This is a genomic window from Pseudomonas sp. MWU12-2029 (genome assembly GCF_023242425.1).
GTDB lineage: Bacteria > Pseudomonadota > Gammaproteobacteria > Pseudomonadales > Pseudomonadaceae > Aquipseudomonas > Aquipseudomonas kribbensis.
Genome location: NZ_JALJDY010000015.1, coordinates 45,431 through 71,030 on the forward strand (window position 1 = coordinate 45,431; position 25,600 = coordinate 71,030).

The 25,600-nt window shown below is 59.0% G+C and carries 26 protein-coding genes and 4 tRNA genes; 10 read left to right on the forward strand and 20 right to left on the reverse strand.

Features of this window, described 5'->3' with window-relative positions; translation table 11 throughout:
- Window positions 1-69 precede the first annotated feature (69 nt).
- Window positions 70-969: a LysR family transcriptional regulator gene (locus M5B44_RS27050; RefSeq protein WP_248741109.1), complete on the reverse strand. Its 900-nt coding sequence runs from the start codon at window positions 967-969 to the stop codon at window positions 70-72.
- Between the two features lie 121 nt (window positions 970-1,090).
- Between M5B44_RS27050 and M5B44_RS27055 the strand changes: the two genes are divergently transcribed.
- The gene (locus M5B44_RS27055; protein WP_248741110.1) at window positions 1,091-2,293 is read left to right on the forward strand and encodes an MFS transporter; all 1,203 of its coding nucleotides are present in this window, start codon (window positions 1,091-1,093) and stop codon (window positions 2,291-2,293) included.
- Window positions 2,294-2,356: 63 nt separating this feature from the next.
- Here the strand turns inward: M5B44_RS27055 and M5B44_RS27060 are convergent, their stop codons facing one another.
- The 10 genes from M5B44_RS27060 to M5B44_RS27105 form a co-directional block, all read right to left on the reverse strand.
- A complete protein-coding gene (locus M5B44_RS27060) occupies window positions 2,357-4,228 on the reverse strand; it encodes a SurA N-terminal domain-containing protein (protein ID WP_248741111.1) in 1,872 nt (623 codons plus the stop codon).
- Between the two features lie 233 nt (window positions 4,229-4,461).
- Window positions 4,462-4,734: an HU family DNA-binding protein gene (locus M5B44_RS27065; protein WP_002552737.1), complete on the reverse strand. Its 273-nt coding sequence runs from the start codon at window positions 4,732-4,734 to the stop codon at window positions 4,462-4,464.
- 147 nt (window positions 4,735-4,881) lie between these two features.
- Window positions 4,882-7,278: an endopeptidase La gene (gene lon / locus M5B44_RS27070; RefSeq protein WP_085712471.1), complete on the reverse strand. Its 2,397-nt coding sequence runs from the start codon at window positions 7,276-7,278 to the stop codon at window positions 4,882-4,884.
- Between the two features lie 163 nt (window positions 7,279-7,441).
- Window positions 7,442-8,725 (reverse strand): ATP-dependent Clp protease ATP-binding subunit ClpX, encoded by a 1,284-nt coding sequence (gene clpX, locus M5B44_RS27075; protein WP_016775335.1) that lies wholly within the window; start codon window positions 8,723-8,725, stop codon window positions 7,442-7,444.
- Window positions 8,726-8,837: 112 nt separating this feature from the next.
- The gene (gene clpP / locus M5B44_RS27080; RefSeq protein ID WP_053161532.1) at window positions 8,838-9,473 is read right to left on the reverse strand and encodes an ATP-dependent Clp endopeptidase proteolytic subunit ClpP; all 636 of its coding nucleotides are present in this window, start codon (window positions 9,471-9,473) and stop codon (window positions 8,838-8,840) included.
- Window positions 9,474-9,565: 92 nt separating this feature from the next.
- Window positions 9,566-10,876: a trigger factor gene (gene tig / locus M5B44_RS27085; RefSeq protein ID WP_248741112.1), complete on the reverse strand. Its 1,311-nt coding sequence runs from the start codon at window positions 10,874-10,876 to the stop codon at window positions 9,566-9,568.
- A gap of 400 nt (window positions 10,877-11,276) precedes the next feature.
- Window positions 11,277-11,352 (reverse strand) — tRNA-His (locus tag M5B44_RS27090).
- A gap of 76 nt (window positions 11,353-11,428) precedes the next feature.
- Window positions 11,429-11,513 (reverse strand) — tRNA-Leu (locus M5B44_RS27095).
- Between the two features lie 58 nt (window positions 11,514-11,571).
- Window positions 11,572-11,647: transfer RNA gene (locus M5B44_RS27100), tRNA-His, on the reverse strand.
- A gap of 32 nt (window positions 11,648-11,679) precedes the next feature.
- Window positions 11,680-11,756 (reverse strand) — tRNA-Arg (locus M5B44_RS27105).
- 274 nt (window positions 11,757-12,030) lie between these two features.
- Here M5B44_RS27105 and folD point away from each other — a divergent pair.
- Together folD and pbpG are read left to right on the forward strand one after the other, a co-directional pair.
- On the forward strand, window positions 12,031-12,885 hold the full coding sequence (gene folD, locus M5B44_RS27110; RefSeq protein WP_085712473.1) for a bifunctional methylenetetrahydrofolate dehydrogenase/methenyltetrahydrofolate cyclohydrolase FolD: 855 nt from the start codon (window positions 12,031-12,033) through the stop codon (window positions 12,883-12,885).
- A 228-nt stretch (window positions 12,886-13,113) separates the two neighbouring features.
- The gene (pbpG, locus tag M5B44_RS27115; protein ID WP_085712474.1) at window positions 13,114-14,052 is read left to right on the forward strand and encodes a D-alanyl-D-alanine endopeptidase; all 939 of its coding nucleotides are present in this window, start codon (window positions 13,114-13,116) and stop codon (window positions 14,050-14,052) included.
- Between the two features lie 54 nt (window positions 14,053-14,106).
- On the opposite strand, the gene M5B44_RS27120 is transcribed toward pbpG, so the two are convergent.
- Both M5B44_RS27120 and M5B44_RS27125 read right to left on the reverse strand, forming a co-directional pair.
- Window positions 14,107-14,313, reverse strand: coding sequence for a hypothetical protein (locus tag M5B44_RS27120; protein ID WP_248741113.1), 207 nt, complete (start codon window positions 14,311-14,313; stop codon window positions 14,107-14,109).
- A gap of 97 nt (window positions 14,314-14,410) precedes the next feature.
- Entirely contained in the window at window positions 14,411-15,082 is a 672-nt protein-coding gene (locus M5B44_RS27125; protein WP_114884145.1) for a peptidase C39 family protein, read from the reverse strand.
- A gap of 231 nt (window positions 15,083-15,313) precedes the next feature.
- Here M5B44_RS27125 and M5B44_RS27130 point away from each other — a divergent pair, with 231 nt between their 5' ends.
- A complete protein-coding gene (locus M5B44_RS27130) occupies window positions 15,314-15,481 on the forward strand; it encodes a hypothetical protein (protein WP_248741114.1) in 168 nt (55 codons plus the stop codon).
- A gap of 73 nt (window positions 15,482-15,554) precedes the next feature.
- Here the strand turns inward: M5B44_RS27130 and M5B44_RS27135 are convergent, their stop codons facing one another.
- Together M5B44_RS27135 and M5B44_RS27140 are read right to left on the reverse strand one after the other, a co-directional pair.
- Window positions 15,555-16,304 carry a TerC family protein gene (locus M5B44_RS27135; protein WP_085712478.1) on the reverse strand — a complete coding sequence of 250 codons (750 nt, stop codon included), beginning with the start codon at window positions 16,302-16,304 and terminating at the stop codon, window positions 15,555-15,557.
- A gap of 28 nt (window positions 16,305-16,332) precedes the next feature.
- Window positions 16,333-16,575, reverse strand: a complete 243-nt coding sequence (locus tag M5B44_RS27140) for a hypothetical protein (RefSeq protein WP_114884147.1) — start codon at window positions 16,573-16,575, stop codon at window positions 16,333-16,335.
- 144 nt (window positions 16,576-16,719) lie between these two features.
- Here M5B44_RS27140 and nhaR point away from each other — a divergent pair, with 144 nt between their 5' ends.
- Window positions 16,720-17,619, forward strand: coding sequence for a transcriptional activator NhaR (gene nhaR, locus M5B44_RS27145; protein ID WP_248741115.1), 900 nt, complete (start codon window positions 16,720-16,722; stop codon window positions 17,617-17,619).
- On the opposite strand, the gene M5B44_RS27150 is transcribed toward nhaR, so the two are convergent.
- On the reverse strand, window positions 17,616-18,776 hold the full coding sequence (locus tag M5B44_RS27150; protein ID WP_248741116.1) for an MFS transporter: 1,161 nt from the start codon (window positions 18,774-18,776) through the stop codon (window positions 17,616-17,618). The two genes, nhaR and M5B44_RS27150, sit on opposite strands and share 4 nt — an antisense overlap.
- Window positions 18,777-19,113: 337 nt before the next feature.
- On the opposite strand from M5B44_RS27150, the gene sstT reads away from it, so the two are divergent.
- Window positions 19,114-20,346 carry a serine/threonine transporter SstT gene (gene sstT, locus M5B44_RS27155; RefSeq protein ID WP_248741117.1) on the forward strand — a complete coding sequence of 411 codons (1,233 nt, stop codon included), beginning with the start codon at window positions 19,114-19,116 and terminating at the stop codon, window positions 20,344-20,346.
- Between the two features lie 66 nt (window positions 20,347-20,412).
- On the opposite strand, the gene M5B44_RS27160 is transcribed toward sstT, so the two are convergent.
- Window positions 20,413-20,922: a DUF1993 family protein gene (locus M5B44_RS27160; protein WP_248741118.1), complete on the reverse strand. Its 510-nt coding sequence runs from the start codon at window positions 20,920-20,922 to the stop codon at window positions 20,413-20,415.
- Between the two features lie 124 nt (window positions 20,923-21,046).
- On the opposite strand from M5B44_RS27160, the gene M5B44_RS27165 reads away from it, so the two are divergent.
- Window positions 21,047-21,694, forward strand: coding sequence for a YceH family protein (locus M5B44_RS27165; RefSeq protein WP_248741119.1), 648 nt, complete (start codon window positions 21,047-21,049; stop codon window positions 21,692-21,694).
- A gap of 16 nt (window positions 21,695-21,710) precedes the next feature.
- Here the strand turns inward: M5B44_RS27165 and M5B44_RS27170 are convergent, their stop codons facing one another.
- Together M5B44_RS27170 and M5B44_RS27175 are read right to left on the reverse strand one after the other, a co-directional pair.
- Window positions 21,711-22,229: a cupin domain-containing protein gene (locus M5B44_RS27170; RefSeq protein ID WP_248741120.1), complete on the reverse strand. Its 519-nt coding sequence runs from the start codon at window positions 22,227-22,229 to the stop codon at window positions 21,711-21,713.
- 85 nt (window positions 22,230-22,314) lie between these two features.
- Complete coding sequence (locus tag M5B44_RS27175) at window positions 22,315-23,133, reverse strand: shikimate 5-dehydrogenase (RefSeq protein WP_248741121.1); 819 nt, start codon at window positions 23,131-23,133, stop codon at window positions 22,315-22,317.
- Between the two features lie 254 nt (window positions 23,134-23,387).
- Here M5B44_RS27175 and M5B44_RS27180 point away from each other — a divergent pair, with 254 nt between their 5' ends.
- The 3 genes from M5B44_RS27180 (at window position 23,388) to M5B44_RS27190 (ending at window position 24,456) form a co-directional block, all read left to right on the forward strand.
- A complete protein-coding gene (locus tag M5B44_RS27180; protein WP_025108898.1) occupies window positions 23,388-23,732 on the forward strand; it encodes a hypothetical protein in 345 nt (114 codons plus the stop codon).
- 244 nt (window positions 23,733-23,976) lie between these two features.
- Window positions 23,977-24,171, forward strand: coding sequence for a hypothetical protein (locus M5B44_RS27185; protein WP_085712486.1), 195 nt, complete (start codon window positions 23,977-23,979; stop codon window positions 24,169-24,171).
- A 102-nt stretch (window positions 24,172-24,273) separates the two neighbouring features.
- Complete coding sequence (locus M5B44_RS27190) at window positions 24,274-24,456, forward strand: hypothetical protein (RefSeq protein WP_085712487.1); 183 nt, start codon at window positions 24,274-24,276, stop codon at window positions 24,454-24,456.
- Here the strand turns inward: M5B44_RS27190 and M5B44_RS27195 are convergent.
- Window positions 24,453-25,514: an AI-2E family transporter gene (locus tag M5B44_RS27195; protein WP_248741122.1), complete on the reverse strand. Its 1,062-nt coding sequence runs from the start codon at window positions 25,512-25,514 to the stop codon at window positions 24,453-24,455. The genes M5B44_RS27190 and M5B44_RS27195 overlap by 4 nt on opposite strands.
- Window positions 25,515-25,600 lie beyond the last annotated feature (86 nt).

Here is a 25,600-nt window from a genome sequence, read left to right on the forward strand (position 1 = left end):
CCGGGGCGTATTGTGCAACAGATCGCTGCCCCGCGGCGTACCGATTAGTGTCTTAAAACAGTTACAACTCTACTGACCCTCGGCGACAGGAAAAAGTCGCGCCGACAAATGATCGACGAACACCCGTAACTTGGCGGTTGCATGGCGACTGGATGGCCAAAGCACCCAGAACTGTCCGACGTGCTCCAGATGTTCATCCAGCACGCGCTGCAGGCGCCCCTGCCTTTGCGCCTCGTGGATCATGAAGTCCGGCAGGCAAGCGATGCCCAGGCCGGCCAGCGCCGCATGACTGACCGCTTCAATTGATGTACTGACCAAGCGTGTCGGCAAGCTCGGCTCGGGAACACCCTCCTCGCGCTTCAGTGGCCAGGGTTCCAGTTTGCCCGTGGCGTGAAACGTATGGCGCAGACAGGCGTGCTGCGCCAGATCGGCGGGGATCAGCGGCACACCGCGTTCGCGCAGATACCCGGGACTGGCCACCAGCACCATGTGAAATTTCCCCAAAGGCCGGGCCATGAGCCGAGAATCCCGAGGTTTTCCTGTGCGGATGACCGCATCGAAGCCTTCCTCGACGACATCGACCATGCGATCGGTCAGGTCCAGATCCAGCTCGATCTGCGGGTACAGCGCCATGAACTCATTCATGACCGGCATCACCAGTTCATGCACCTGGGGCAAGCTGACCCGCAACTTGCCGTGAGGCGCCGATGCGGCATCACACAACTCGAATTCGGCCGCCTCGACCTCGGCGAGAATCTTGCGGCAGCGTTCAAGAAACAGCGCGCCCTCACTGGTGAGCGTGATGCTGCGGGTGGTGCGATGGAACAACCTGACCCCGAGCCGCGCCTCCAGCCGCGCGATGCTCTTGCCCACCGCCGAAGATGACACGCCTTGCAAGCGGCCCGCCTCGGTAAAACTGCGGGTTTCCGCCACCTGCACGAACACCGAAATACTGCCCAGACTGTCCATTCTTTCTCCCTGATTCACGACATTCCTGTCCGAGATGTTCGGAACCCTAACCTGTTTTTCCCGAATGCGCAGCGCCCTACCCTGTGGCCTTCATCTCCCTCGGCAAAATGGATGCTGGCTCATGAACGATGCACAACTGACTTCTGCAACGCTTGCCAACCCGGTCGAACCCGCAGAACGATTACCGTTGGGTGCCCTGCTCGCACTGGCCACCGCCGGATTCATTACCGTGCTGACCGAAGCCATGCCCGCTGGCCTGTTACCGCAGATGAGCGCGGGTCTCGAAGTCTCTCAGGCACTGATCGGGCAACTGGTCACGCTGTACGCCATCGGATCGATGCTGGCGGCCATTCCGCTGACCATCGCCACCCGAGGCTGGCGTCGCCGACCACTGCTGTTGTCGGCCATTGGCGGTTTTGCCATCGCCAACAGCATCACCGCGTTGTCGGAGCTGTACTGGTTGACGTTGATCGCGCGCTTTATTGCCGGCGTGTTTGCCGGGTTGCTCTGGGCGTTACTGGCAGGGTATGCGAGCCGCATGGTGGCCCCGCATCTGCAGGGTCGCGCCATTACCGTGGCCATGCTCGGCGCCCCTCTCGCGCTTTCGTTGGGCATACCGGCCGGCACGCTGCTGGGTACAGTGGTCGGCTGGCGGTTGAGCTTCGCGATCATGAGCGCGATGACCGTGCTGCTGGTGATCTGGGTACGCTGGCAAGTGCCAGACTTTGCCGGTGAGCGCGCCGGGAAGCGCCTGCCCCTGCTTCAGGTGTTTACCCTGCCGGGCGTGCGGTCCGTGCTGTTCGTGACGCTGTCCTACGTGGTCGCTCACAACCTTCTGTACACCTACATAGCGCCGTTCCTTGAACCCTCCGGCCTCGGTGCCGAAATCGACCGCGTGTTACTGGTATTCGGCCTCGCGTCGGTGTTGAGCCTGTGGATTGTCGGCAGCCTGATTGATCGCTGGCTGCGGGAGCTGGTACTCATCAGCGCTACACTGTTCATGCTTTCCGCGATTGCCCTGGCCCTGTGGCGGGAAATGCCCGGCGTGGTCTACGCCGCAACGGCGGTATGGGGACTGGCCTTCGGCGCAATGCCTTCACTGCTGCAGACGGCCTCGGCGAAAACGGCGAAGGACGCCGCCGACACCGCGCAATCGATGCTGGTGACCCTGTGGAATGTCGGCATTGCCGGAGGCGGACTGGCAGGTGGTCTGTTGCTGGCGAATCCGGGTGTCAGTGCCTTTCCCTGGATCGTTGCGGGCTTGTTGATTCTGACCCTCTGGGCGACCGCAAATGCCCGGCAACATGGATTCCCCCCGCACTGAATAGCGGGCAAAAAAAAGCCCCGGACTTTTATCCGGGGCTCTTTTTTATCGCTCAGTCAGGCATCAGAAACGCTTGATGTCCGCTTCGCTTTCCAGCTGCTTGCGGTACGCCGCGAAGTCCTGCTGGCCTTCACGCGAAGCGAGGAAGCGACGGTATTGTGCTTTCTCTTCATCGGTCGGCGCAGCGGCTTCGTTCACAGCGTTCAGACGCACAATGGTCAGGCTGCCATCAGGCAGTGTCACGCTGCTGAAAGTCGGCTTGTCCTTGGCAGCCGGTTTCGGCATGCGGAACAGCGCTTGCAGCACCGCTGGATCGACACCTTCCTGGGCACGGGTCGCCGCCTGGGTGACTTTCCAGTTCTGACCGTCGATGGCCTTGTCCAGAGGGGTCTTGCCATCACGCAGACCGGTGATCAGTTGCTCCGCCTTGGTCTTGGCAGCCGCGCTGGCGTGCTCTTTGGCCAACTGGGTGCGAATGGCAGTCGCCACGGCATCCAGCGGCAGTTGCGCAGGCTTGAGGTGTTCCTTGGCGCGCAGCACGATCACGGTTTCCGGATCCAGCTCGATGGCGGTGCTGTTGGCACCATCATCCAGCACTTCGTTGCTGAACGCGGCAGTGACCACGGCGCGGTTGGCCGCAACACCTTCACCACCTTCACGACCGAACGGCTTGGAGGTGTGCACGGTCAGTTTCAGATCCTGGGCCGGCTGAGCCAGGTCAGACGCTTCGAACGAAGAGTCTTCCAGCTGTTTGGTCGCCTCGACGAAACGCTGCTCGACCTGCTGGGCTTTCAGCTCGCGGGTCAGCTTGTCTTTCAGGCTGGCGAAGGTCGGCACTTCCGGCGCTTCGACGCCCAGCAGCTTGATCAGGTGGAAACCGAAATCGGTGCGAACCGGCTCGGACACTTGATCCTTGCTCAACGAATACAGGGCTTTCTCGAAGGCCGGGTCGTAGACGCCAGGACCGGCATAACCCAGGTCGCCGCCATTGTTGGCCGAGCCCGGATCCTGCGAGAACTCCTTGGCCAGCGCTTCGAACTTCTCGCCCTTGGCCAGACGTGCCTGGACTTCTTCGATCTTCGCCTTGGCCTGGGCCTCGGTGGTCTTGTCGTTCACTTCGATCAGAATGTGCGCCGCACGACGCTGTTCCGACAGGTTGGCGATTTCTTTCTGGTACGCCGCCTGCAGGTCTTCATCCTTGACGGCAACCTGGTCGAAGAACGAAGCCTTCTTCAGTTCGAGGTAATCGATGACCACCTGATCCGGGGTCATGAATTCCTTGGCGTGTTCGTCGTAGTAAGCCTTGACCTCATCGTCGGTCAGCTTCACTGCTGCCGGATCAGCCTTGATGTTCAGCGAGGCGAAATCACGGGTCTGTTTTTCCAGACGGGCGAAGGCCAGCACTTGAGCGTCAGTCACGAAACCGCTGCCGGCTACACCGGCGCGCAGCTGACCGATCAGCATTTCCTGAGCCAGCATCTGGCGGAATTGCATACGGCTGTAGCCCAGCTGACGGATCACCTGGTCAAAACGGTCGGAGCTGAACTTGCCGTCAACCTGGAATTCAGGCGTTTGCAGGATCACCTGGTCCAGCGCCGCGTCGGAGAAGGCGAACTTCGATTTTTCTGCGCCTTGCAGCAGCAGCTTGCGATCGATCAGACCCTTGAGGGCCGATTCGCGCAGCATTTTTTCGTCGAGCAAGGAAGCATCGAAGTCCTTGCCCAGCTGTTGCATCAGCTGACGGCGTTGCATGTCAACGGCCTGGCTCAGCTCGTTCTGGCTGATTTCTTCACCATTGACCTTGGCCGCCTCGTTGGTGTGAGTCGTGGCCTTGAAAATGGCATCGAAACCGGTCAGGGCCATCAGTGCAACGATGACCCCGATAATGGTCTTGGCAATCCAGCCTTGTGAATTGTCCCTGATATTCTGCAGCATGCGTCCCCCAGAAACGGTTGAACTTCAAAAATTAGGCAACCGTGGAGCGTGGGTAGAATCCGGATAGAAGAAAGGCGCATCCGAGGATGCGCCTTCTCGTAACTGGCGGAGCGGACAGGGCTCGAACCCTCGATCCCGGCGTAGCAGGCAATTATTCCAGACTGCCTGCTCTACCGCTCCGCTGCCAAGTCAGGCATGACCCCGACCCGGATGGGTAAAAACCTGAATCAAACTTAGTTGACGGCTTCTTTCAGGGCTTTACCGGCTTTGAAACCTGGCTTCTTGGCTGCCGCGATTTCCAGAGTCTTGCCGGTCTGTGGGTTACGACCGATGCGAGCTGGACGATCGGTTACCGAGAAAGTACCGAAACCTACCAGAACTACGGAGTCGCCAGCCTTCAGAGCGCCAGTGACGGATTCGATTACAGCGTCCAGCGCACGGCCAGCAGCAGCTTTCGGGATATCAGCGGATGCAGCGATAGCATCAATCAGTTCCGACTTGTTCACTCTAAGTCCCCTTATATCTATTTTGAGATGATTCTAAGTTTTTTGGTGAAAGCAAAAACGAGTGCTGAATGGCCTACAGACACTTAAGAGCCGCTTTATAACAAGGGCTCTAAAAAACTGTCAACAAGCCCCCCAGCCAAAGACGTATTAATGCGTGCTAATTCTTTCCTTGGAATCGGACTCGCGTTTTTCATCCTTCGCGACAATCTCCGGAGCCACATCCGGCAAGGGCTCCGGCGCGTATTGCAGCGCAATTTGCAGGACCTCGTCAATCCATTTAACCGGTTTAATCTGCAGATCCTGCTTGATATTGTCAGGAATCTCCTTCAGATCACGCACGTTCTCTTCCGGAATAATCACGACCTTGATTCCACCACGGTGCGCGGCCAGGAGTTTTTCCTTCAGGCCACCAATGGCAAGGACTTGACCACGCAGGGTGATCTCGCCGGTCATGGCGACATCGGCACGCACAGGAATACCCGTCAAAGCGGACACTAGTGCGGTGCACATGCCTACACCGGCGCTCGGGCCATCTTTCGGCGTAGCACCTTCCGGCATGTGAATGTGGGTGTCGCGCTTCTCGTGGAAGTCCAGGGGAATGCCCAGGCTCTTGGCACGGCTGCGCACAACGGTCAGGGCCGCAGTGATCGATTCGACCATTACGTCACCCAGCGAACCGGTCTTGATCAGTTGCCCTTTGCCCGGCACCACGGCCGCTTCGATGGTGAGCAATTCACCGCCGACCTGAGTCCAGGCCAGGCCGGTCACCTGACCGATCTGATCCTGTTGCTCGGCCAGACCGTAGCGGAATTTGCGCACGCCAAGGAAGTGTTCCAGCAGATCAGCTGTCACTTTCACCGAGAAGCGTTTTTCCAGTGCATGCTCTTTGACCGCCTTGCGGCAGACCTTGGCAATCTGCCGCTCGAGGCCACGCACACCGGCTTCACGGGTGTAGTAACGAATGATGTCGCGGATCGCTTCCTCGTCGAATTCCAGCTCGCCCTTCTTCAGGCCGTTGGCGGCAATCTGCTTTGGCGACAGGTACTTGACGGCGATGTTGATCTTTTCGTCTTCGGTGTAGCCCGGCAGACGGATCACTTCCATCCGGTCCAGCAGCGCCGGCGGAATGTTCATCGAGTTCGAGGTGCAGAGGAACATCACATCCGACAGGTCGTAATCGACTTCCAGATAGTGATCGTTGAAGTTGTGGTTCTGCTCCGGATCGAGCACTTCCAGCAACGCAGACGCCGGGTCGCCACGCATGTCGCTGCCCATTTTGTCGATTTCATCGAGCAGGAACAGCGGGTTGCGGACGCCCACCTTTGTCATCTTTTGAATCAATCTTCCTGGCATCGAACCGATGTAAGTCCGACGGTGACCACGGATTTCCGCTTCGTCACGCACGCCACCGAGGGCCATGCGCACGAATTTACGGTTGGTGGCGTGGGCAATCGACTCCGCCAGCGAGGTTTTACCCACGCCCGGAGGACCGACCAGGCACAACACCGGGCCACGAATCTTTTTCACCCGCTTCTGCACGGCGAGGTACTCAAGGATGCGTTCCTTGACCTCTTCCAGGCCGTAGTGATCGGCGTCGAGAATGTCTTCGGCACGGGCCAGATCCAGACGCACCTTGCTCTGGGCCTTCCACGGCACCTGTACCAGCCAGTCGATGTAGGAACGCACGACGGTGGCCTCGGCCGACATCGGCGACATCTGCTTGAGCTTGTTCAGCTCGGCGGTGGCCTTGGCCAGTGCGTCTTTCGGCAGACCGGCAGCGTCGATGCGCTTTTTCAGGTCTTCGATTTCGTTGTGGCCTTCGTCGCTGTCGCCGAGCTCCTTCTGAATGGCCTTCATCTGCTCATTCAGGTAGTACTCGCGCTGACTGCGCTCCATTTGCTTTTTGACGCGGCCGCGGATGCGCTTTTCGACCTGCAGCAGGTCGATTTCGGCGTCCAGCAGAGCCAGAACGTGCTCGACCCGGGCAGCCAGATCGATGATTTCGAGGATTTCCTGCTTCTGCTCGATCTTCAGCGCCATGTGCGCAGCCATGGTGTCTACCAGACGGCCCGGCTCATCGATGCTGTTGAGCGACGACAGGACTTCAGCCGGGACTTTCTTGCCCAGCTGAACATATTGTTCGAACTGCGACAGCAGCGTGCGCACGAAGACTTCGGACTCGCGCTCGGCGGCGTCGACTTCGTCGATCAGCGAGACTTCGGCACGGCAGTGGCCATCGACCTCGCTGAAACGCTCGACAGTACCGCGCTGCTCGCCTTCGACCAGAACCTTGACGGTGCCGTCAGGCAGCTTGAGCAATTGCAGAACGGTTGCAATGGTACCGACGCGATACAGAGCGTCTTCTCCGGGATCGTCGTCAGCTGGGTTTCTCTGGGCCAGCAGCAGGATCTGCTTGTCGCCCGTCATCGCGGCCTCGAGGGCTTCGATGGATTTCTCGCGCCCCACGAACAGCGGGATAACCATGTGCGGATACACAACGACATCACGCAATGGCAGGAGAGGCAATTCGATGGTGGTCTTCATGATTTCGCCTCTACGGCGGCCATATGGCCGTAATCAGATGGAATTAAGCTTGAAACCAAGATGGGGGCTGCCTTGAAAAAAAACAAGCGCAAAGCGGATGTAAAAAACGACATAAAAAAAAAGAGGCCCGAAGGCCCCTTCTTTGTTCCGGCAGGGTGGACACTTACGCGTCCGGCGCTGCCTTGGCCGTCGGCTCACTGTTTTCGTAGATATACAGTGGCTTGGACTTGCCTTCGATCACGCTTTCATCGATCACGACTTTGCTCACCTCGGACTGCGAGGGGATTTCATACATCGTGTCGAGCAGCACACCTTCGAGAATCGAACGCAGGCCACGGGCACCGGTTTTACGCTCCAGGGCACGCTTGGCGACCGATTTCAGCGCGTCGGAACGGAATTCCAGATCCACGCCTTCCATCTCGAACAGCTTGGCGTACTGTTTGGTCAGGGCATTTTTCGGCTCGGTGAGAATCTGCATTAATGCAGCCTCATCCAGCTCGTCCAGCGTCGCGAGGACCGGCAGACGACCGACGAATTCCGGGATCAGACCGAACTTGACCAGATCGTCAGGCTCGACTTCACGCAGGGACTCACCGACTTTCTTGCCCTCTTCCTTGCTGCGCACTTCTGCGTTGAAACCGATGCCACCTTTGGTGGAACGGTTCTGAATCACCTTCTCCAGACCGGAGAACGCACCACCGCAGATGAACAGGATGTTACGGGTGTCGACCTGCAGGAATTCCTGCTGCGGATGCTTGCGGCCACCTTGCGGCGGAACGGAAGCGACCGTGCCTTCGATCAACTTGAGCAAGGCCTGCTGCACGCCTTCACCGGAAACGTCCCGGGTGATCGACGGGTTGTCGGACTTGCGCGAAATCTTGTCGATTTCATCGATGTAGACAATGCCCATCTGGGCCTTTTCCACGTCGTAATCGCACTTCTGCAGCAGCTTCTGAATGATGTTCTCGACGTCTTCACCCACGTAACCCGCCTCGGTGAGGGTGGTTGCGTCGGCGATGGTGAACGGAACGTTCAGCAAGCGGGCCAGGGTTTCGGCCAGCAGGGTTTTACCGGAGCCTGTCGGGCCGATCAGCAGGATGTTGCTCTTGCCGAGTTCGACGTCGTCAGCCTTTTTGTCACGCTGGTTCAGACGCTTGTAGTGGTTGTACACCGCTACCGCCAGAACCTTCTTCGCACGCTCCTGACCAATGACGTACTGGTCAAGGATGCCGCTGATTTCTTTAGGCGAAGGCAATTTATGCGCGCTGCTTTCGGCCTGTGCTTCCTGCACCTCCTCGCGGATGATGTCGTTGCACAGGTCGACGCACTCGTCGCAGATAAAGACCGAGGGGCCGGCAATCAATTTGCGCACTTCATGCTGGCTTTTGCCACAGAAGGAGCAATAGAGCAGCTTGCCGTTGTCCTCGCCGTTGCGGGTGTCAGTCATTCGTTCGATCCAAATCCGATAGGCTTGCAACACAAGATGAAGGCTATTGCGGGCTTTTTCAAGCCCGCCACTGATCGGACCAGCCGATCAGGCCTGTTTTGAGCTGCTTATTTTAAGCTGGACGCTGGTTGATCACTTCGTCGATCAAGCCGTATTCCTTCGCAGCTTCTGCACTCATGAAGTTGTCGCGGTTGGTATCGCGCTCGATTTCTTCCAGAGTGCGCCCGCTGTGCTTGGCCATCAGCGTGTTCAGACGCTCGCGGATGAAGAGGATTTCCTTGGCGTGGATTTCGATATCCGACGCCTGGCCCTGGAAACCGCCCAGTGGCTGGTGAATCATCACTCGCGAGTTCGGCAGGCAGTAACGCTTGCCCGGTGCACCTGCGGTCAGCAGGAATGCGCCCATGCTGCAGGCCTGACCGATGCAGGTGGTCGACACGTTTGGCTTGATGAACTGCATGGTGTCGTAGATCGACATGCCTGCAGTGACCGAGCCGCCCGGGGAGTTGATGTAAAGATGGATGTCCTTGTCCGGGTTTTCCGCTTCAAGGAACAGCAATTGCGCGCAGATCAGGTTGGCCATGTAGTCCTCTACCGGACCCACCAGAAAGATCACTCGCTCCTTGAGAAGACGCGAGTAGATGTCATAGGCGCGCTCGCCACGAGCAGATTGCTCGACAACCATCGGGACCAGGCCGCCGGCGGCCTGGATATCAGAGTTCTGCTGAATATAGGAATTACGGAACATGCTCTGCAGTCACTCCCAAATAGTCATGTCTTGAATACGCATAAGCCAGCTCGAAGGCTGGCTTATGGTGTGTGCTTCTAACGCAGAAACAATCAGTCGGCTTTTGGAGCTTCTACCGGCTTGACCGCTTCTTCGTAAGAGACCGATTTGTCGGTCACGCTAGCTTTCTGCAGAACAGTATCCACAACTTGTTCTTCCAGCACAACCGAACGGACTTCGTTCAGTTGCTGCTCGTTCTTGTAGTACCAGGACACAACCTGCTCAGGCTCTTGGTAGGCCGAAGCCATTTCCTGAATCATTTCGCGAACGCGGGCTTCGTCTGGCTTCAGGTCGAATTGCTTGACCACTTCAGCCACGATCAGACCTAGGACAACGCGGCGCTTGGCTTGCTCTTCGAACAGCTCGGCCGGCAGTTGGTCAGGCTTGATGTTGCCACCGAACTGCTGAACAGCCTGCACGCGCAGACGGTCAACTTCGTTGGACAGCAGAGCCTTTGGCACTTCGATCGGGTTGGTGGCCAGCAGACCGTCCATTACCTGATTCTTGACCTTGGATTTGATCGCCTGACGCAGTTCACGCTCCATGTTCTTGCGAACTTCGGCACGGAAACCTTCCAGGCCGGTTTCCTTGATGCCGAATTGAGCGAAGAATTCTTCGGTCAGTTCTGGCAGCTTTGGCTCGGAAACGGTGTTGACGGTCACGGTGAACTCGGCGGTTTTGCCAGCCAGGTCCAGGTTCTGATAGTCCTCTGGGAAGGTCAGGTTCAGAACGCGCTCTTCACCGGCCTTGGCGCCAACCAGGCCTTCTTCGAAGCCAGGAATCATGCGACCCGAACCCAGCACCAGCTGAGTACCCTTGGCGGAACCGCCAGCGAACACTTCGCCGTCAACCTTGCCAACGAAATCGATGTTCAATTGGTCTTCGTTCTGGGCAGCGCGATCGGCCACTTCGAAACGGGTGTTCTGCTTGCGCAGGATGTCCAGCATCTTGTCCAGATCGGCGTCAGCCACGTCAGCGCTCAGACGCTCAACGGTGATGCCTTCGAAACCGGCAACGGTGAACTCAGGGAACACTTCGAATACGGCTACGTATTCCAGGTCCTTGCCAGCTTCGAGCGACTTAGGCTCGATCGACGGCGAACCGGCCGGGTTCAGCTTCTGCTCAACCACAGCTTCGTAGAAGGAGGACTGGATCACGTCGCCGATCGCTTCCTGACGCGCATCAGCACCAAAACGGCGCTTGATTTCGCTCATAGGCACTTTGCCTGGACGGAAGCCAGCAATCTTGGCCTTCTGGGCAGTCTGCTGCAGACGCTTGTTGACCTGAGTCTCGATGCGCTCAGCCGGCACGGTGATGCTCATGCGGCGCTCAAGAGCAGTAGTATTTTCAACAGAAACTTGCATGGATATTCCTCGTTGCACAGACGTTAGCCGGCCGTTTCCGACCCAAGAATCAAGGGCAAGCATTCTAGTAGGTCAAACTCAAGAAGTCACCCTACTGAAAACGGGTAAAAAAACAGCAGGCAAATTGAAGGCGGGGACAAACGGTTGCGCCTCGCCCTGTTAGCAAATACAGCCAATCAAGCCAGGGCCCTGCGCCAACCTCTTCTATATATAGAGGCGGTTGAATCATCTCCCTGACAGCCGACCTCGCAAGCAAGGTCGGCGGGCAGTGCGGCATCATCTAGCAACATTGATACGACGAAGCACCCTGCCCTGCGACCCGAAACCGGCAGTCGCCAGAAACTCGAATTCCTGAAACAAAAAAGGCGCCAGACTGTTAAATCTGGCGCCTTTCGAAATATGGGGTGGACGATGGGGATCGAACCCACGACAACGGGAGTCACAATCCCGTGCTCTACCAACTGAGCTACGCCCACCATATTGCGTGTCAAAGAAGCCAAACAACTTCTTTGTAGAACTTCACCCTACCAACGGCATGAATGAAGCTTTGATTGGTGCGGATGAAGAGACTCGAACTCTTACGCCTCGCGGCGCTGGAACCTAAATCCAGTGTGTCTACCAATTCCACCACATCCGCGGATGAAGCTTTTTAAAGCAAAGGCGCCAGACTGTTACATCTGGCGCCTTTCGAAATATGGGGTGGACGATGGGGATCGAACCCACGACAACGGGAGTCACAATCCCGTGCTCTACCAACTGAGCTACGCCCACCATATCGCGTTACTTGTGCCAAAGCTGCCTAATGGCGCACCCGGCAGGACTCGAACCTGCGACCATCCGCTTAGAAGGCGGATGCTCTATCCAGCTGAGCTACGGGCGCCTTGTTAGCTGTACCCTTGGAGGACTACAAACTAAGTGCTTTCCAGTCTCGCAAAACCTTGATTTCGCTCGACCTTCTTAACCAGTGCTAGGCTGTGCCCGACAAGTGCGACGAATAGTATAGAGCGACCTGCAGGTCGTCAAATCCTTTTTGAAAAAAATTCATTTAATTAAAGGGCTTAGGGGAATTTGCTGACCAAGCGCCTTTGCCCTCACCGTTTGACATGCGAGAATGCGTTCTCTTTTTTTCCCCTCTCGATGGTTAATCACGCGCAATGACTGCACAACTAATCGACGGCAAATCAATCGCCGCCAGCCTGCGCCAGCAGATCGCCCAACGGGTAGCCGAACGTCGCGAGCAAGGCTTGCGCACTCCCGGCCTCGCGGTGATCCTGGTCGGCAGCGATCCTGCCTCTCAGGTTTATGTCTCGCACAAGCGTAAAGACTGTGAAGAGGTCGGCTTCCTCTCCCAAGCCTACGACCTGCCTTCCGAAACCACTCAGGAAGCACTGACCGATCTGATCGATCGACTGAACGACGACCCGGCAATCGACGGCGTTCTGCTTCAACTTCCTCTGCCTGAGCACCTGGACGCGTCCAAGCTGCTGGAGCGCATCCGCCCGGACAAGGACGTCGACGGTTTCCATCCTTATAACGTCGGTCGCCTGGCCCAGCGCATTCCGCTGCTGCGTCCGTGCACGCCGAAAGGCATCATGACCCTGCTGGAAAGCACCGGTGTCGATCTGTACGGAATGGATGCAGTGGTCGTCGGCGCTTCCAACATCGTCGGTCGTCCGATGGCCATGGAGCTGTTGCTGGCCGGCTGCACCGTGACCGTGACCCACCGCTTCACCAAGGACCTGGCCGGCCATGTCGGCCGCGCCGATCTGGTGGTGGTTGCCGCCGGCAAGCCGGGCCTGGTCAAGGGCGAGTGGATCAAGGAAGGCGCGATCGTGATCGACGTCGGCATCAACCGTCAGGACGACGGCAAACTGGTCGGTGACGTCGTGTACGAAACCGCCCTGCCCCGCGCCGGCTGGATTACACCAGTACCGGGCGGCGTCGGCCCGATGACCCGTGCCTGCCTGCTGGAAAACACCCTCTACGCGGCAGAAACCCTGCACGCTTAAAGCGCTTTTTCCGCTTCAGAAGAACCCCGCCTTGTGCGGGGTTTTTCGTATCCTCGAAAAAACCTTTACCGTTCGCCGGAAACCCCTATTTTTACAGGGCTTTTCACGACTTTTTCATGCCCTTCAAACAACCATCGACAGATCTTCAGCCATACTCCTAGAATGCGTCGTTTTACGACACAGTCCGTTACAAAAAACGGCATTTCCAACCTTCATGAGTTCGCCCGCGTGAATATTCGTCTGTCCATCCTGAGCCTGGTTTTTGCATTTTCAGGCACGCTCCTCACGCCAACGGTCAACGCCGCCGAAACCACCGCTGCCCCCCGCGACGCTTCACAGTTGAAGATTGCCTCGGGCAGCGCCCTGCTGATGGATCTGCAGACCAACAAAGTCATCTACTCCAGCAATCCGGACGTGATCGTGCCGATCGCTTCCGTCAGCAAGTTGATGACCGGCCTGGTCGTGGTTGAAGCCCACCAGAACATGGACGAATGGATTGACGTCGACATCAGCCACACCCCGGAAATGAAAGGCGTGTTTTCCCGGGTCAAACTGCGTAGCGAACTGCCGCGCCGGGAGATGCTGCTGATCGCTTTGATGTCCTCGGAAAACCGCGCCGCCGCCAGTCTCGCCCATCACTATCCGGGCGGTTATGCAGCCTTCATCGCAGCGATGAACGCCAAGGCCAAGGCGCTGGGCATGACCAGCACCCACTTTGTGGAACCGACCGGCCTGTCAGAGCGCAACGTTTCCACCGCCCGCGACCTGAGCAAGTTGCTGATGGCTGCGCAAAAGCATCCGATCCTGACCGAACTCACCACCACCAAGGAAAAGACCGTCTCGTTCCGCAAACCCAACTACACCCTGGGTTTCCGTAACACCGACCACCTGGTGAACAAGGCCGACTGGGACATCAAGATCACCAAGACCGGCTTCACCAATCCGGCCGGCCATTGCCTGGTGCTCGTGACCCGGATGAGCAACCGCCCGGTTGCCCTGGTGATTCTCGATGCATTCGGCAAGTACACCCACTTCGCCGATGCCAGCCGCATTCGCAGCTGGGTGGAAACCGGCCGGAGCACCAACGTTCCGGCGGTGGCCCAGCAATACAAGGCCGAGAAAAACCTCAAGGGTCGCCAGAGCGGCGTGGTCGAAGCTTCGAAGTAAATCGCGACACAACAAAAAGCCCCGAATATTCGGGGCTTTTTTTCGTCTGCCGGTTCAGTCGTTGGGCAGCGGCATCTGATCATCATCGGGAATGCCGCCGCCGGCACTGGGGTCGCGCCGATGTTCCGGGGTTACTACCGCAGGACGCGCCAATGGATCGCGTAGCGGAGTGTCCGGATCCAGCACTGGATCAACGTCCGGTTCCGGCGTAGTCGGCACGCTGTCCGGTTTATGGTCGTCGAAGCTCGAATCGGTACTCATACGCACCTCTCGTTCGGGTAATCACCCGAAAAAACCGGGCGTTACCCTTATGAGCTTAGCTGCGCGCCAGGGTGCCCGTCAGGAGACGGACGGAACCTCACTTCGCTTCCAGAGCCTTGCGCGCCTGCGCCGCCTCGCGTTCCTGGCCGGCCTGAGCCAGTTCATCAGCCGCTTTCAGCCAACGCTGGCGATCGACCGCTGCCGGGAGCTGCGAAGGCTTCTGAATCAATACCGCCCAGCCACCCGACTTCTCGAGCGCCGATTCAAATGAACTGAAACTCATCAGTTCACGACGATTCATCCCCGCGCGCAGCAGAACCTTCTGCTTCTTGCGGTCATAACCGGAAAGGATCGCGTATCGCGGCTCGGCCCAGAACGCCGATCCTTCGCTGAAGCGCACCATCACCGGGTAACCCGCCGCCACCTGGGTCAGCAGCGCCGGCAAACGGGCATCTACCGGGTACACGACCATGCCGTACTCACGGGCCAGGTTCTGCATGTTCTGCTGAAGCTTGTCCTCGGCGCCCGGCAGGTGCAGAGGTTTTTCCAGCAACCCCGGGGTGATCACGATGCCTTGCTGCGACAACAGACTGGCCAACACCTGCGGCCCGCTCTGATTGGCTTCGCCCCGATAGAAGGTGCCGCTGAGTTCAACGCGCTCCGGCAGGCGCTGGACTTCCGGCGCCACACTGCCCGCACACCCCACCAAAGCTGTCACGCAACCGGCCACCAGCAGTGCCATGCGAATCCGGGAAAATAGCTGCACCATCGTCACTCTCTTGATCAGTTACCGGTCATCGTGTTCCGGCTTGGTCGAGGATCATAGGACGGCGCAACGCTGCGGTATAGCCCAAAGGGGCAGATGCATCGGCTGCATAGAGCGAAGTGATTGGTCACCACCGACCTTTGGTCAATAGCCTGAAACACGCCAGCGACTAGACTGTCACTCGAAAGACAGCAAAAGAGTGAGCGCCCGACGCAGGGCAAAGAGGAGGCACCGATGAGCCTGACCATGACCATTGTGATGTTGATTGCCGGCTGGCTGGCCGTTGCCGCCGCCATGTTGTGGGGCGTGCTGCGGATTTCCCGTCGCCACCACTACCCTGTGCAACCTGCACCGATCAAGAAGATCGAAAAACACAACGCCCGTCACGCCACCGCGCACTGACGTCTTTCAATCGATTCAAACGAAAAAGGCCGCGTGACTCTTGCGAGTGACGCGGCCTTCGCTTTTCCAGCGGTTACGCCTGGGCAGCCAGCTTCTTCTGCTTCGCCCGACGGGACATCATGTTCAACACCTCGATCGCGGCCGAGAACGCCATGGCGGCATACACATACCCTTTCGGTACGTGGGCGCCGAAACCTTCGGCGATCAGCGTCATGCCGATCATGATCAGGAAGCCCAGGGCCAGCATCACCACCGACGGGTTGTCGTTGATGAACTTGGCCAGCGGGTCAGCCGCAAACAGCATCACCAGTACCGAAACCACCACCGCGATCACCATGATCGGCAAGTGTTCGGTCATGCCGACTGCAGTAATAATGCTGTCGATCGAGAACACCATGTCCAGCATCAGGATCTGCCCGATGGCGGCGGCAAAACCCAGAGTTACCGTCGAGGTAGCCGACTTCGGATCGTCCGGCACCGGGTCCATACTGTGATGGATCTCGGTCGTCGCCTTCCACACCAGGAACAGGCCACCGGCGATCAGTATCATGTCCTTCCAGGAGAACGCCTGGCCCAGGATCTCGATGACCGGCTCGGTCAACTGCACGATGAAGGCGATGGTGCTCAACAGGGCCAGACGCATGATCAGCGCCATGCCGATACCGAGGCGGCGAGCCTTCTGCCGATACTGCTCGGGCAGCTTGTTGGTCAGGATCGAGATGAAGATCAGGTTATCGATGCCGAGCACGATTTCCATCACCACCAGTGTGGCCAAGGCAATCCAGGCCGTCGGGCTGGAAGCGAGTTCTAACAGGTATTCCATGGGTCAGTCCTGACTCTTGTAAGACGATTTAGATGGTCTTGGAGGAAGATTCGGATTTTTCCGCATCTTTTTCCGGGGCTTCTTTTTTCTCGATCAGGCCGCCAGTGGCCTCGCTGAGCGCCTGCTCGGCGGCTTTGTGCGTGTCGTCGATCGCCTGCTTGGCGCTCTCGGCGGCCTTGCCCATCAATTGCTGGGCGCTTTTTTCGGCCTGGTCGCAACCCGCCATAAGCAGTAAAGACGTAAACATCAGTGCCGGGATCGTGTATTTCATAAGACTTCCTTCGAATGAACAGACAGGGTCGCAGACCGCCCGTCGATGGCTGGGCATTCTAGGGAGACAAACACTTCAGGAAAATTCGTATTTTTAGCGGCTATACTTCGATTTATACGAACTGTATTTGACGGATCAAACCCCATGCTCAATTACCGACAACTGCATTACTTCTGGGTTGTAGCGAAGACCGGAAGCATCGTGCGCGCGTGCGAGCAACTGAACCTCACGCCGCAGACCATCAGCGGGCAGATTTCCCTGCTGGAACAGACCTACGGCATCGAGTTGTTCCAGCGGGTCGGCCGGCAACTCGAACTCACCGAAGCCGGGCGCCAGGCCCTGCCCTACGCCGAGCAGATGTTCCAGCTCGGCGGCGAACTGGAACTGATGCTGCGCGCACAACCCAACGAACAGCAGATCCTGTTCCGGGTCGGCGTGGCGGACGTGGTGCCCAAATCCATCGTCTATCGCCTGATCGCGCCGACCATGGAGCTCAGCGAACCGCTGCGCATCACCTGCCGCGAAGACAAACTCGAGCGATTACTGGCGGACCTGGCCATCCAGCGCCTGGACCTGGTGATCTCCGACAGCCCCATGCCGTCGCACCTGGACATCAAGGGCTATAGCCAGAAACTCGGGGAATGCGGGATCAGTTTCTTCGCTACAGCAGAATTGGCGGCGCAATACGGTCAGGATTTTCCACGCAGTCTGCACGGTGCCCCGCTGCTGATTCCCGGCGCGGAAACCGTGGTGCGCAGCCGTTTGCAGCGCTGGTTTGCCGAGCAGCAGATTCAGCCGAGGATTGTCGGGGAGTTCGATGACAGCGCCCTGATGCAGGCGTTCGGCCAGTCCGGCAGCGGGATCTTCATCGGGCCGAGCGTGATTGCCGATGAGGTGAAGCGCCAGTACGGCGTCGAGTTGATCGGTCAGACCGATGCGGTGAGCGAGTCGTTTTACGCGATTTCAGTGGAACGCAAGGTCAAGCACCCCGGCATCAAAGCGATTACCGAAGGTGCCCGACGCGAGCTGTTTACCGAGTTTTAAGCCTGTGCGCAGACTTCGCGCGGCTTGAGCACCATCAACACCATGGCGAGGAAAATCGACAGCAGGATGAACGCGGCAGCGGCGAAACCCACAAAGCCCAGGCCGGCGCTGTCGATCACTCGACCGCCAATGATCGCACCCAGACCGATCCCGAGGTTGGCCCCGGCAATGTTCAGCGACGCTGCGAAGGCCGGCGCTTCAGGCGCAGCCTTCATCAAACGCACATGGCTGACCAGAAACAGCGCCGCCTGCGTCACACCCCAGATGCCCATGGCCGCCGCCAGACCCAGCGACGAATTGATGTTCGGCACCAGCGCCACCATCCCGGGGATCATGAACGCGCAGAACATCACCGAGGCCATCAGCGGGTGACGGTCCACTGCGCGACCGCCCAGCGAGTTGCCGATCAGGCCGACCGCGCCAAAGCCCATCAGGCACCAACCGACCACGGTGCCATTGAAGCCGGCCAGACGCTCGAGAATGTCCGCCAGATAGGTGTAGGCGGTGAACATGCCGCTGAACACCAGGATCGACAGCAATACATGGCCAAGCATCAGCGGACTGCGCAGGATCTTGAACTGCGAAGCGAAGCTGACCTGATGCTGGTGCAGGCTGGTTTTCGGCAGATAGACAAACAGCAGCAAGGCCTTGGCGAACGCAATCACCGCCAGAATGGCGAATGCACTGCGCCAGCCGAACGCGTCGGAAATCAGCGTGCCCACCGGAATCCCGAACACGGTGGCGCAGACGATGCCGAAGCCGATCTTGGCAATGGCGCGACCGGCGAAGTCCGGGCCGACGATGTCCACGGCCGTTTCACTGGCCAGGGCCCAGAACACTGGCAACCCCAGCGCCGGGATCAACCGCGCGAGGGCCATGACCCAGATGTTCGGCGCCAATGCCGCTACGGTGTTGGCCAGACCGAACATGATCAGGATGGTGATAAACAGTTTGCGCCGTTCGAAACGGGCGAAATATGCGGTCAAGAAAGGACCGAACATGGCCACGGTGAAAGCGAATAGAGTCACCAGCAACCCGGCTTGCGGGATGGTGACGGCCAGGTCGCGGGCAATCGCCGGCAACAGGCCGACGATGACGAACTCCGTGGTCAGCACCGTGAATCCGGCGGCAGACAACAGAAGGATGGGCAACAGCATGAGGAACTCCAGCAAAACGACGACACCAGCGCTGACCCGAGGGCCCGCCGGCAGAACTTGAAAATAAGGATGCGCAATCTTAACAGAGTGTTTCCCGAGTGACTTGCACAAACCTGTCTATGTTGCCGAACGTTTCGGTGGCAGATCGTCACAGGCCTGAAGGATAAGGCCTACGCTGTGATAAAGTCCGCGCCCTGAAAAACGTACACCCTGTTCAGCCGCCCGTTTAACGGCGTGGCTGTCGCGTCATTCCTTTCGGTTCGTGTCTGTGGCCTGCCCCCGATTCATCGCCCGGATCACGCAACCTTGCACCCTATAAAAAAGCAGAGATGCCGTTATGACCGCTTCATCCCCTTCTTTAATGCAACGCCTGAAAAGCCTCAGCCTGGTCACGCAGATCCTGATCGGCCTGATTGCCGGCATCGCCCTGGCGCTGCTCGCACCGGAGGCCGCCAAAGGCACCGCTTTCATCGGCAAGGTGTTCGTCTCGGCGCTCAAAGCCGTGGCACCGATTCTGGTGTTCGTGCTGGTCATGGCCTCGATTGCCAACCACAAGCACGGCCAGGAAACCCATATCCGGCCGATTCTGTTCCTCTATCTGCTGGGCACCTTTGGCGCTGCGGCGGTGGCTGTGGTTGCCAGCACCCTGTTCCCGTCGCATCTGGTGCTGTCCACCGACAACGTCGCCGTGACGGCCCCGGGCGGCATCGGTGAAGTCCTGCAAAGCCTGCTGCTGAGCGTGGTCGACAACCCGGTCACCGCACTGATGAACGCCAACTTCATCGGCATTCTGGCCTGGGCCATCGGCATGGGCGTCGCCATCCGCCACGCCGGTGATACCACCCGGGAAGTGGTCAGCGATTTGTCCAACGGCGTGACCCTGATCGTGCGCGTGGTGATCCGCTTCGCACCGCTGGGGATTTTCGGCCTGGTGGCTTCGACCCTGGCCACTTCCGGTTTTGGTGCACTGGTCGGCTACGCCCATCTGTTGGCGGTGCTGTTGGGCTGCATGACCTTCGTGGCGCTGGTGATGAACCCGCTGATCGTGTTCTGGAAGCTGCGCCGCAACCCGTATCCGCTGACGCTGAAATGCCTGCGTGAAAGCGGCATCACCGCGTTCTTCACCCGCAGCTCGGCGGCGAACATTCCGGTCAACCTGGAGCTGAGCAAGCGTCTGGGCCTGCACGAAGACACCTATTCAGTCTCGATTCCATTGGGCGCCACAATCAACATGGCCGGCGCGTCGATCACCATCACCGTGCTGACCCTCGCGGCCGTCCACACCCTGGGCATCGCCGTGGACATCCCGACCGCGATCCTGCTCAGCGTCGTCGCGGCAATCTGCGCCTGCGGCGCGTCGGGTGTGGCCGGTGGTTCGTTGCTGCTGATCCCTCTGGCGTGCAGCCTGTTCGGCATTCCGAGCGAAATTGCCATGCAAGTGGTGGCAGTCGGCTTCATCATCGGCGTACTGCAGGATTCGGCCGAGACGGCGCTGAATTCCTCCACCGACGTGCTGTTCACCGCTGCGGCTTGCCTGGGCGAAGAACAGAAAGCCCAACGTCCGGCGTAAACACCGGGCGCAATAAAAAGCCCGCCAAGGCGCAAACCTTGGCGGGCTTTTTTGTTGCCGGGCGGTTTAGAACGCGCCCATGTAATCGCGCTTGCCGATTTCAACGCCGTTGTGACGCAGCAGGTCGTAAGCAGTCGTCACGTGGAAGAAGAACTGCGGCAGGCCGTAGCTCAGCAGGTAAGCCTGGCCGCTGAAGCGCTTCTCTTTCGGGGTGCCCGGACGGGTCACGATTTCGATACCTTCCTTGCCGTTGATTTGCTCAGGCTTGATCTCGCCGATGAAGGCCAGAACCTTGGTGATCAGCGCTTGCAGCTCGGCGAAGGTGGTTTCGCTGTCGTCGTATTTCGGGATTTCGACTTCAGCCAGACGCGAGGAAACGCCTTTGGCGAAGTCCACGGCGATCTGCACCTGACGCACCAGCGGGAACATGTCCGGGTACAGACGCGCTTGCAGGAAGGCGTTCGGGTCGATGTTTTTCGCGGTGGCGTGGGCTTCGGCCTTTTTCAGCACATCGCTCAGGGCGTTGAGCATTTGTTGGAAAACCGGGACGGATGCGGCGTACAGGGAAATGGTCATGGCAGTCTCACGTGGTGGCTGGGTGAATCGTGGGGCGATTATAGCCATGCTCGCGGGCCGCGCGACTTGTCTTTTATCCAGCAAGGATTAGGCTAGGCGCCTTCGACTGCAGAGGGAACGCGCGATGTCCACAGAACTTGAAACCAACGTCAACGAACCACGGCTCAACGCCACGGAAATCCGCATTCTGGGTTCGCTGATCGAGAAACAGGCCACCAGCCCGGAAACCTATCCGCTGACCCTCAACGCGCTGGTGCTGGCCTGCAATCAGAAAACCAGCCGGGAACCGGTGATGAACCTGACCCAGGGCCAGGTCGGCCAGAGCCTGCGTGCTCTCGAAGGTCGCGGTTTCGCCAAGCTCGTGATGGGCAGTCGCGCCGACCGCTGGGAGCACAAGGTCGACAAGGCGCTGGAACTGGTGCCGGCACAGATGATTCTGACCGGACTGATGTTCCTGCGCGGCCCGCAGACCGTCAACGAACTGCTGACCCGCAGCGGTCGCATGCATGAATTCGAAGACGCCGAACAAGTGGTGCACCAGCTGGAACGCCTGATCGCCCGGGACCTGGCGGTGCTGATTCCGCGTCAGGCCGGCCAGCGCGAAGACCGCTACACCCATGCACTGGGCGATCCGGCGGACATCGAGGCGATTATTGCGGCACGACAGAATCCGAGTGATCGCGGCGCTGCCGGCGGTGTGTCAGTGGAGCGCATCGAAGAGCTGGAAGCGCGGATTGCGGCGCTGGAAGAGCGTCTGGCCCGCCTCGAATAAGCGTAATGGGGCGGCGTTACTCGCCGTCCCAGTAATCCACCCCGTCCGACTGCCGCGCCACCGCGACGAATCCCGAGGCATTGCCCTCGGCATCGATGCTGAAGTTATCCATCACCGCGTATTTGTTCGAGTCTGGGTACTCGCAGATGTCCGGTTGCTGCTGGGTGCTGACCGCCAGATAACGCAGCTCCTGCGAGCTGGTGTTGATGATTTGATGCGCCTTTTCCGGGCCACCCGGCGGGCAGGCGATCACGTCGCCGGCGCGGATCGAGAAACGCTCGCCCCCCAAGCGCACCTCCCCTTCCCCGGCCACCACGTAGAACATTTCCTCATTGACCCGATGGCTGTGGAACGGGCTGCCGCGCATGCCCGGCGGCAGCGCATACAGCCGATAACCGAGCTTCTGCGCCCCCAGTTGCTGGCCGACCCGGGCGAACCGCTGCTGGTAACGCCCGGCAGTTTCGCCTTCAGGGGCCAGGGCTTCGGGCAACGGTTCGAGTTCAACGTCATTCAGGTTGAGAATGGGCGGATGCATGCAAACCTCGGTTTTTGTCGTGGGGCAAGTCTGTGCCTGCTGATCCGGCAGTATAGGCAATGACCAACCCCGACACCGAGATCAATCAGCTGCGGGCAAACGCCACCGCAGCATCGAACTGCTCGACCGTCGGCCGCACGCCGGTGTACAGCACGAACTGCTCCAGCGCCTGGATCGCGATCACTTCCAGCCCGGTGATGACTTTTTTGCCTTCGGCGCGGCCGCGCACGATCAGCGGGGTTTCCGAGGGGATCGCCACCACATCGAACACGGTGTCGGCAGACTTGATCACATCCACTTCAAACGCCAACTGACCTGCTTCCGGGCCTCCGTCCATGCCGACCGGCGTCACGTTGATCAGCATCTGCGGGCGCTCGTCGCCCAATTCCGCCTGCCAGCGATAGCCCAGGGAATCGGCCAGCGCACGGCCGGCGCGCTCGTTGCGGGCGACGATCAGACCATTCTTGTAACCACCATCGCGCAAGGCGCTGGCCACGGCCTTGGCCATGCCGCCGCTGCCGCGCAGGGCGAAGGTCGAGTCCTTCGGCACCGCGTGGGTTTCCAGCAACTGGGCGATGGCGATGTAATCGGTGTTGTAGGCCTTGAGATGGCCGTTGGTGTTGACGATGGTGTTGATCGACTGGATCGCCGCTGCCGAGGCATCCAGCTCATCGACCAGGGCAATGCTCGCTTCCTTGAACGGCATCGACACCCCGCAACCGCGGATGCCCAGCGCCCGAATCCCGCCGACAGCGCCTGGCAAATCCTGACTGCTGAAAGCCTTGTAGTAGAAATTCAGGCCCAGTTGCTCGTACAAATGGTTATGAAAACGCAGACCGAAATTCCCGGGACGCCCAGACAGGGACATGCACAGTTGGGTGTCTTTGTTGGGGTTCATCTGCATGGGAGTCTCCTTCGAATGCACTTTCGGATGGACGGGATTAGCCAGACCATCGGGTTCTGAACGATCATAAGGCGGTCTGTTCCGGGCATCACAGCCGTTGCCTGAAACCCGGTAAGCAAGCCGGTACAGACCTTACACAAAATTTACCCAGCCGCCGTGCTGTTTTTCCAAATGTTGCTGTCTTAGAAGTATCCCCGCGCTATCCCGAGCCTGTTGCAGGCCCGGACGCCGGGTCGAAGAACCGAGGATTAATCATGATTCGTAAACTCCCCATCGTGGCCTTGTTGATTGGTGCATTCGCGATCACAGGTCAGGCAGAAGCCCACGGCGGTGGCTGGCAGGGCCCGGCGGTATTTGGTGCGATCGTCGGCTCGGCCATCATCGGCTCGGCGCTCATCAACCAGGATCGTCCGGTGTATGTTCAACAGCCTGTTTACGCTCAACCGGCGCCGGTGTACGTGCAACAACCGCCACCACCGGTCTACTACCAGCCGGCCCCGGTTTACGTACAACAACCGGTTTATGTTCCAGGCCCGGTCTACTACGGTCCGCCCCGTGGTTATTACGGCCACCCGCACTACTACGGTGGTCGCTGGTAAGCACACACAGAGAGCCCCGCTTTACAGCGGGGCTTTTTTTGGCCTTAAGGAAGCCAACCGTCCGTCGGCCAGCGTCTGAAAAAATCTCGTCAAGGTCGCTGTGGAGACAGTTTCACCCGTTAAAGTCGGCATGATGGACTCGACCGTCGGGCCGAAACACAAAACGGTCATCGATTTGTCATGACGGAACCGCAATCTGAATCCGTCCGCATACAACAGGTTGATAAAAACAAGGACGACTGGAATGCCAACACAGAATCCGCACCGCATCGTCGGTTTATGCACCTCGAGCAAGGTGTACAACGCCCTGACCGAGCTCAAGCACCTGGAAGGCCATCGCACGGCGAAGTTTGTGTCGCTGCTGGCGGAAAACCTGGTGCGCAAGGGTTTGCTCAACGAGCACGAGATCGTGCACATGCTCGATCAGGTGGTCGATTGATCCGGCCCTCAACGGCATCAATGTCCACTATCGAAAACGTTGATTGTCCCTGAAACGGCCAAGTCCCTAAGGTAGCTCCATAGATTGATGGAGGTACTTTTCATGGCTCAGGTTCAAATCATGTCCGTTGTCGGCAGCGCGGTTCCCGCATCCCTCAGAGAGCTTGGACTGCTCGCCTGCTGGTATCTGGTGCGCGACGGCGAACCGGTCAGCGGCCCGCTCACCTCTTTGCCAGCAGCCCAGGCGCTGTCGCAACGACTGATCAACGGCCCGTTCAAGGCTTAAGGCAACTGCACCTTAGGTCTGGTTTCGACGAACAGCGCCCAGCTCGACATGAACAATGCAGCGATCAGCGGCCCGATCACGAAACCATTAAGACCAAACACCGCCATCCCGCCCAGCGTCGAGATCAGGATCATGTAGTCCGGCATGCGCGTGTCCTTGCCCACCAGCACAGGACGCAGCACGTTATCCACCAGGCCGATCACAAACACCCCGAACAGCCCCAGCACTACGCCCTGCCAGATCATCCCGCTGAGCAGGAAGTAAACTGCCACCGGCGCCCAGACGATCCCGGCCCCCACCGCCGGCAGCAGTGACAGAAACGCCATCAGCACCGCCCAGAGCAACGCGCTGGGTATGTCGAGAAACCAGAAAATCGCCCCGCCCAGCGCACCTTGCGTGATGGCCACCAGCAGGTTGCCTTTGACCGTGGCGCGCACCACCCGATTGAATTTCAGTTGCAGGCGCCGCTTGTGGTGTTCCTCCAGCGGCACCGCCGTGCGCACCTTGCGCGCCAGTTCGGCGCCATCGCGCAGAAAGAAGAACAGCAAGTACAGCATGATGAAAAAGCTCACCACAAAATCGAAGGTGCCCTGGCCGAAACTGAACGCCTGGGTCGCCAGCACCTGACTGCCCTGCATCGCCGCCTTGACGATCTTCTCGCGCACGGCATTGAGTTCGCCCATGCCGAAACGGTCGAGCAGATGCTGAAAGTACGGCGGCAGACTGTGCTTGAACTGCGCCAGGTACGCGCCGATATCGAGCTTGCCGCTTTCGATGTTGTCGTACAGCGTCGCCCCTTCCTGCACCAGCAACACGCTGATGACGATCACCGGCAGAATCGCGATCACCACGCAGACACTCAACGTGCACAGTGACGTCAGGTTGCGTTGCCAGCCGAACCTCTGCTGCAACCGGCGCTGCATCGGCGCGAACACGATGCCTAGGATCACCGCCCAGAACACCGCACCGTAGAACGGCAGCAGGATCCAGATGAAGGCGACAGTCACCAGCAGCAACAGCACAGTGAGGGATTTGAATTGCAGACTCTTTTGGTTCATGTCCGGTCCATGTCAGTCAGGCGCCACGCGCACCCGCCCAACTTAGTCAGCCCACGCCCGCGCGAGTGCCATCTTTGTTCATGGAG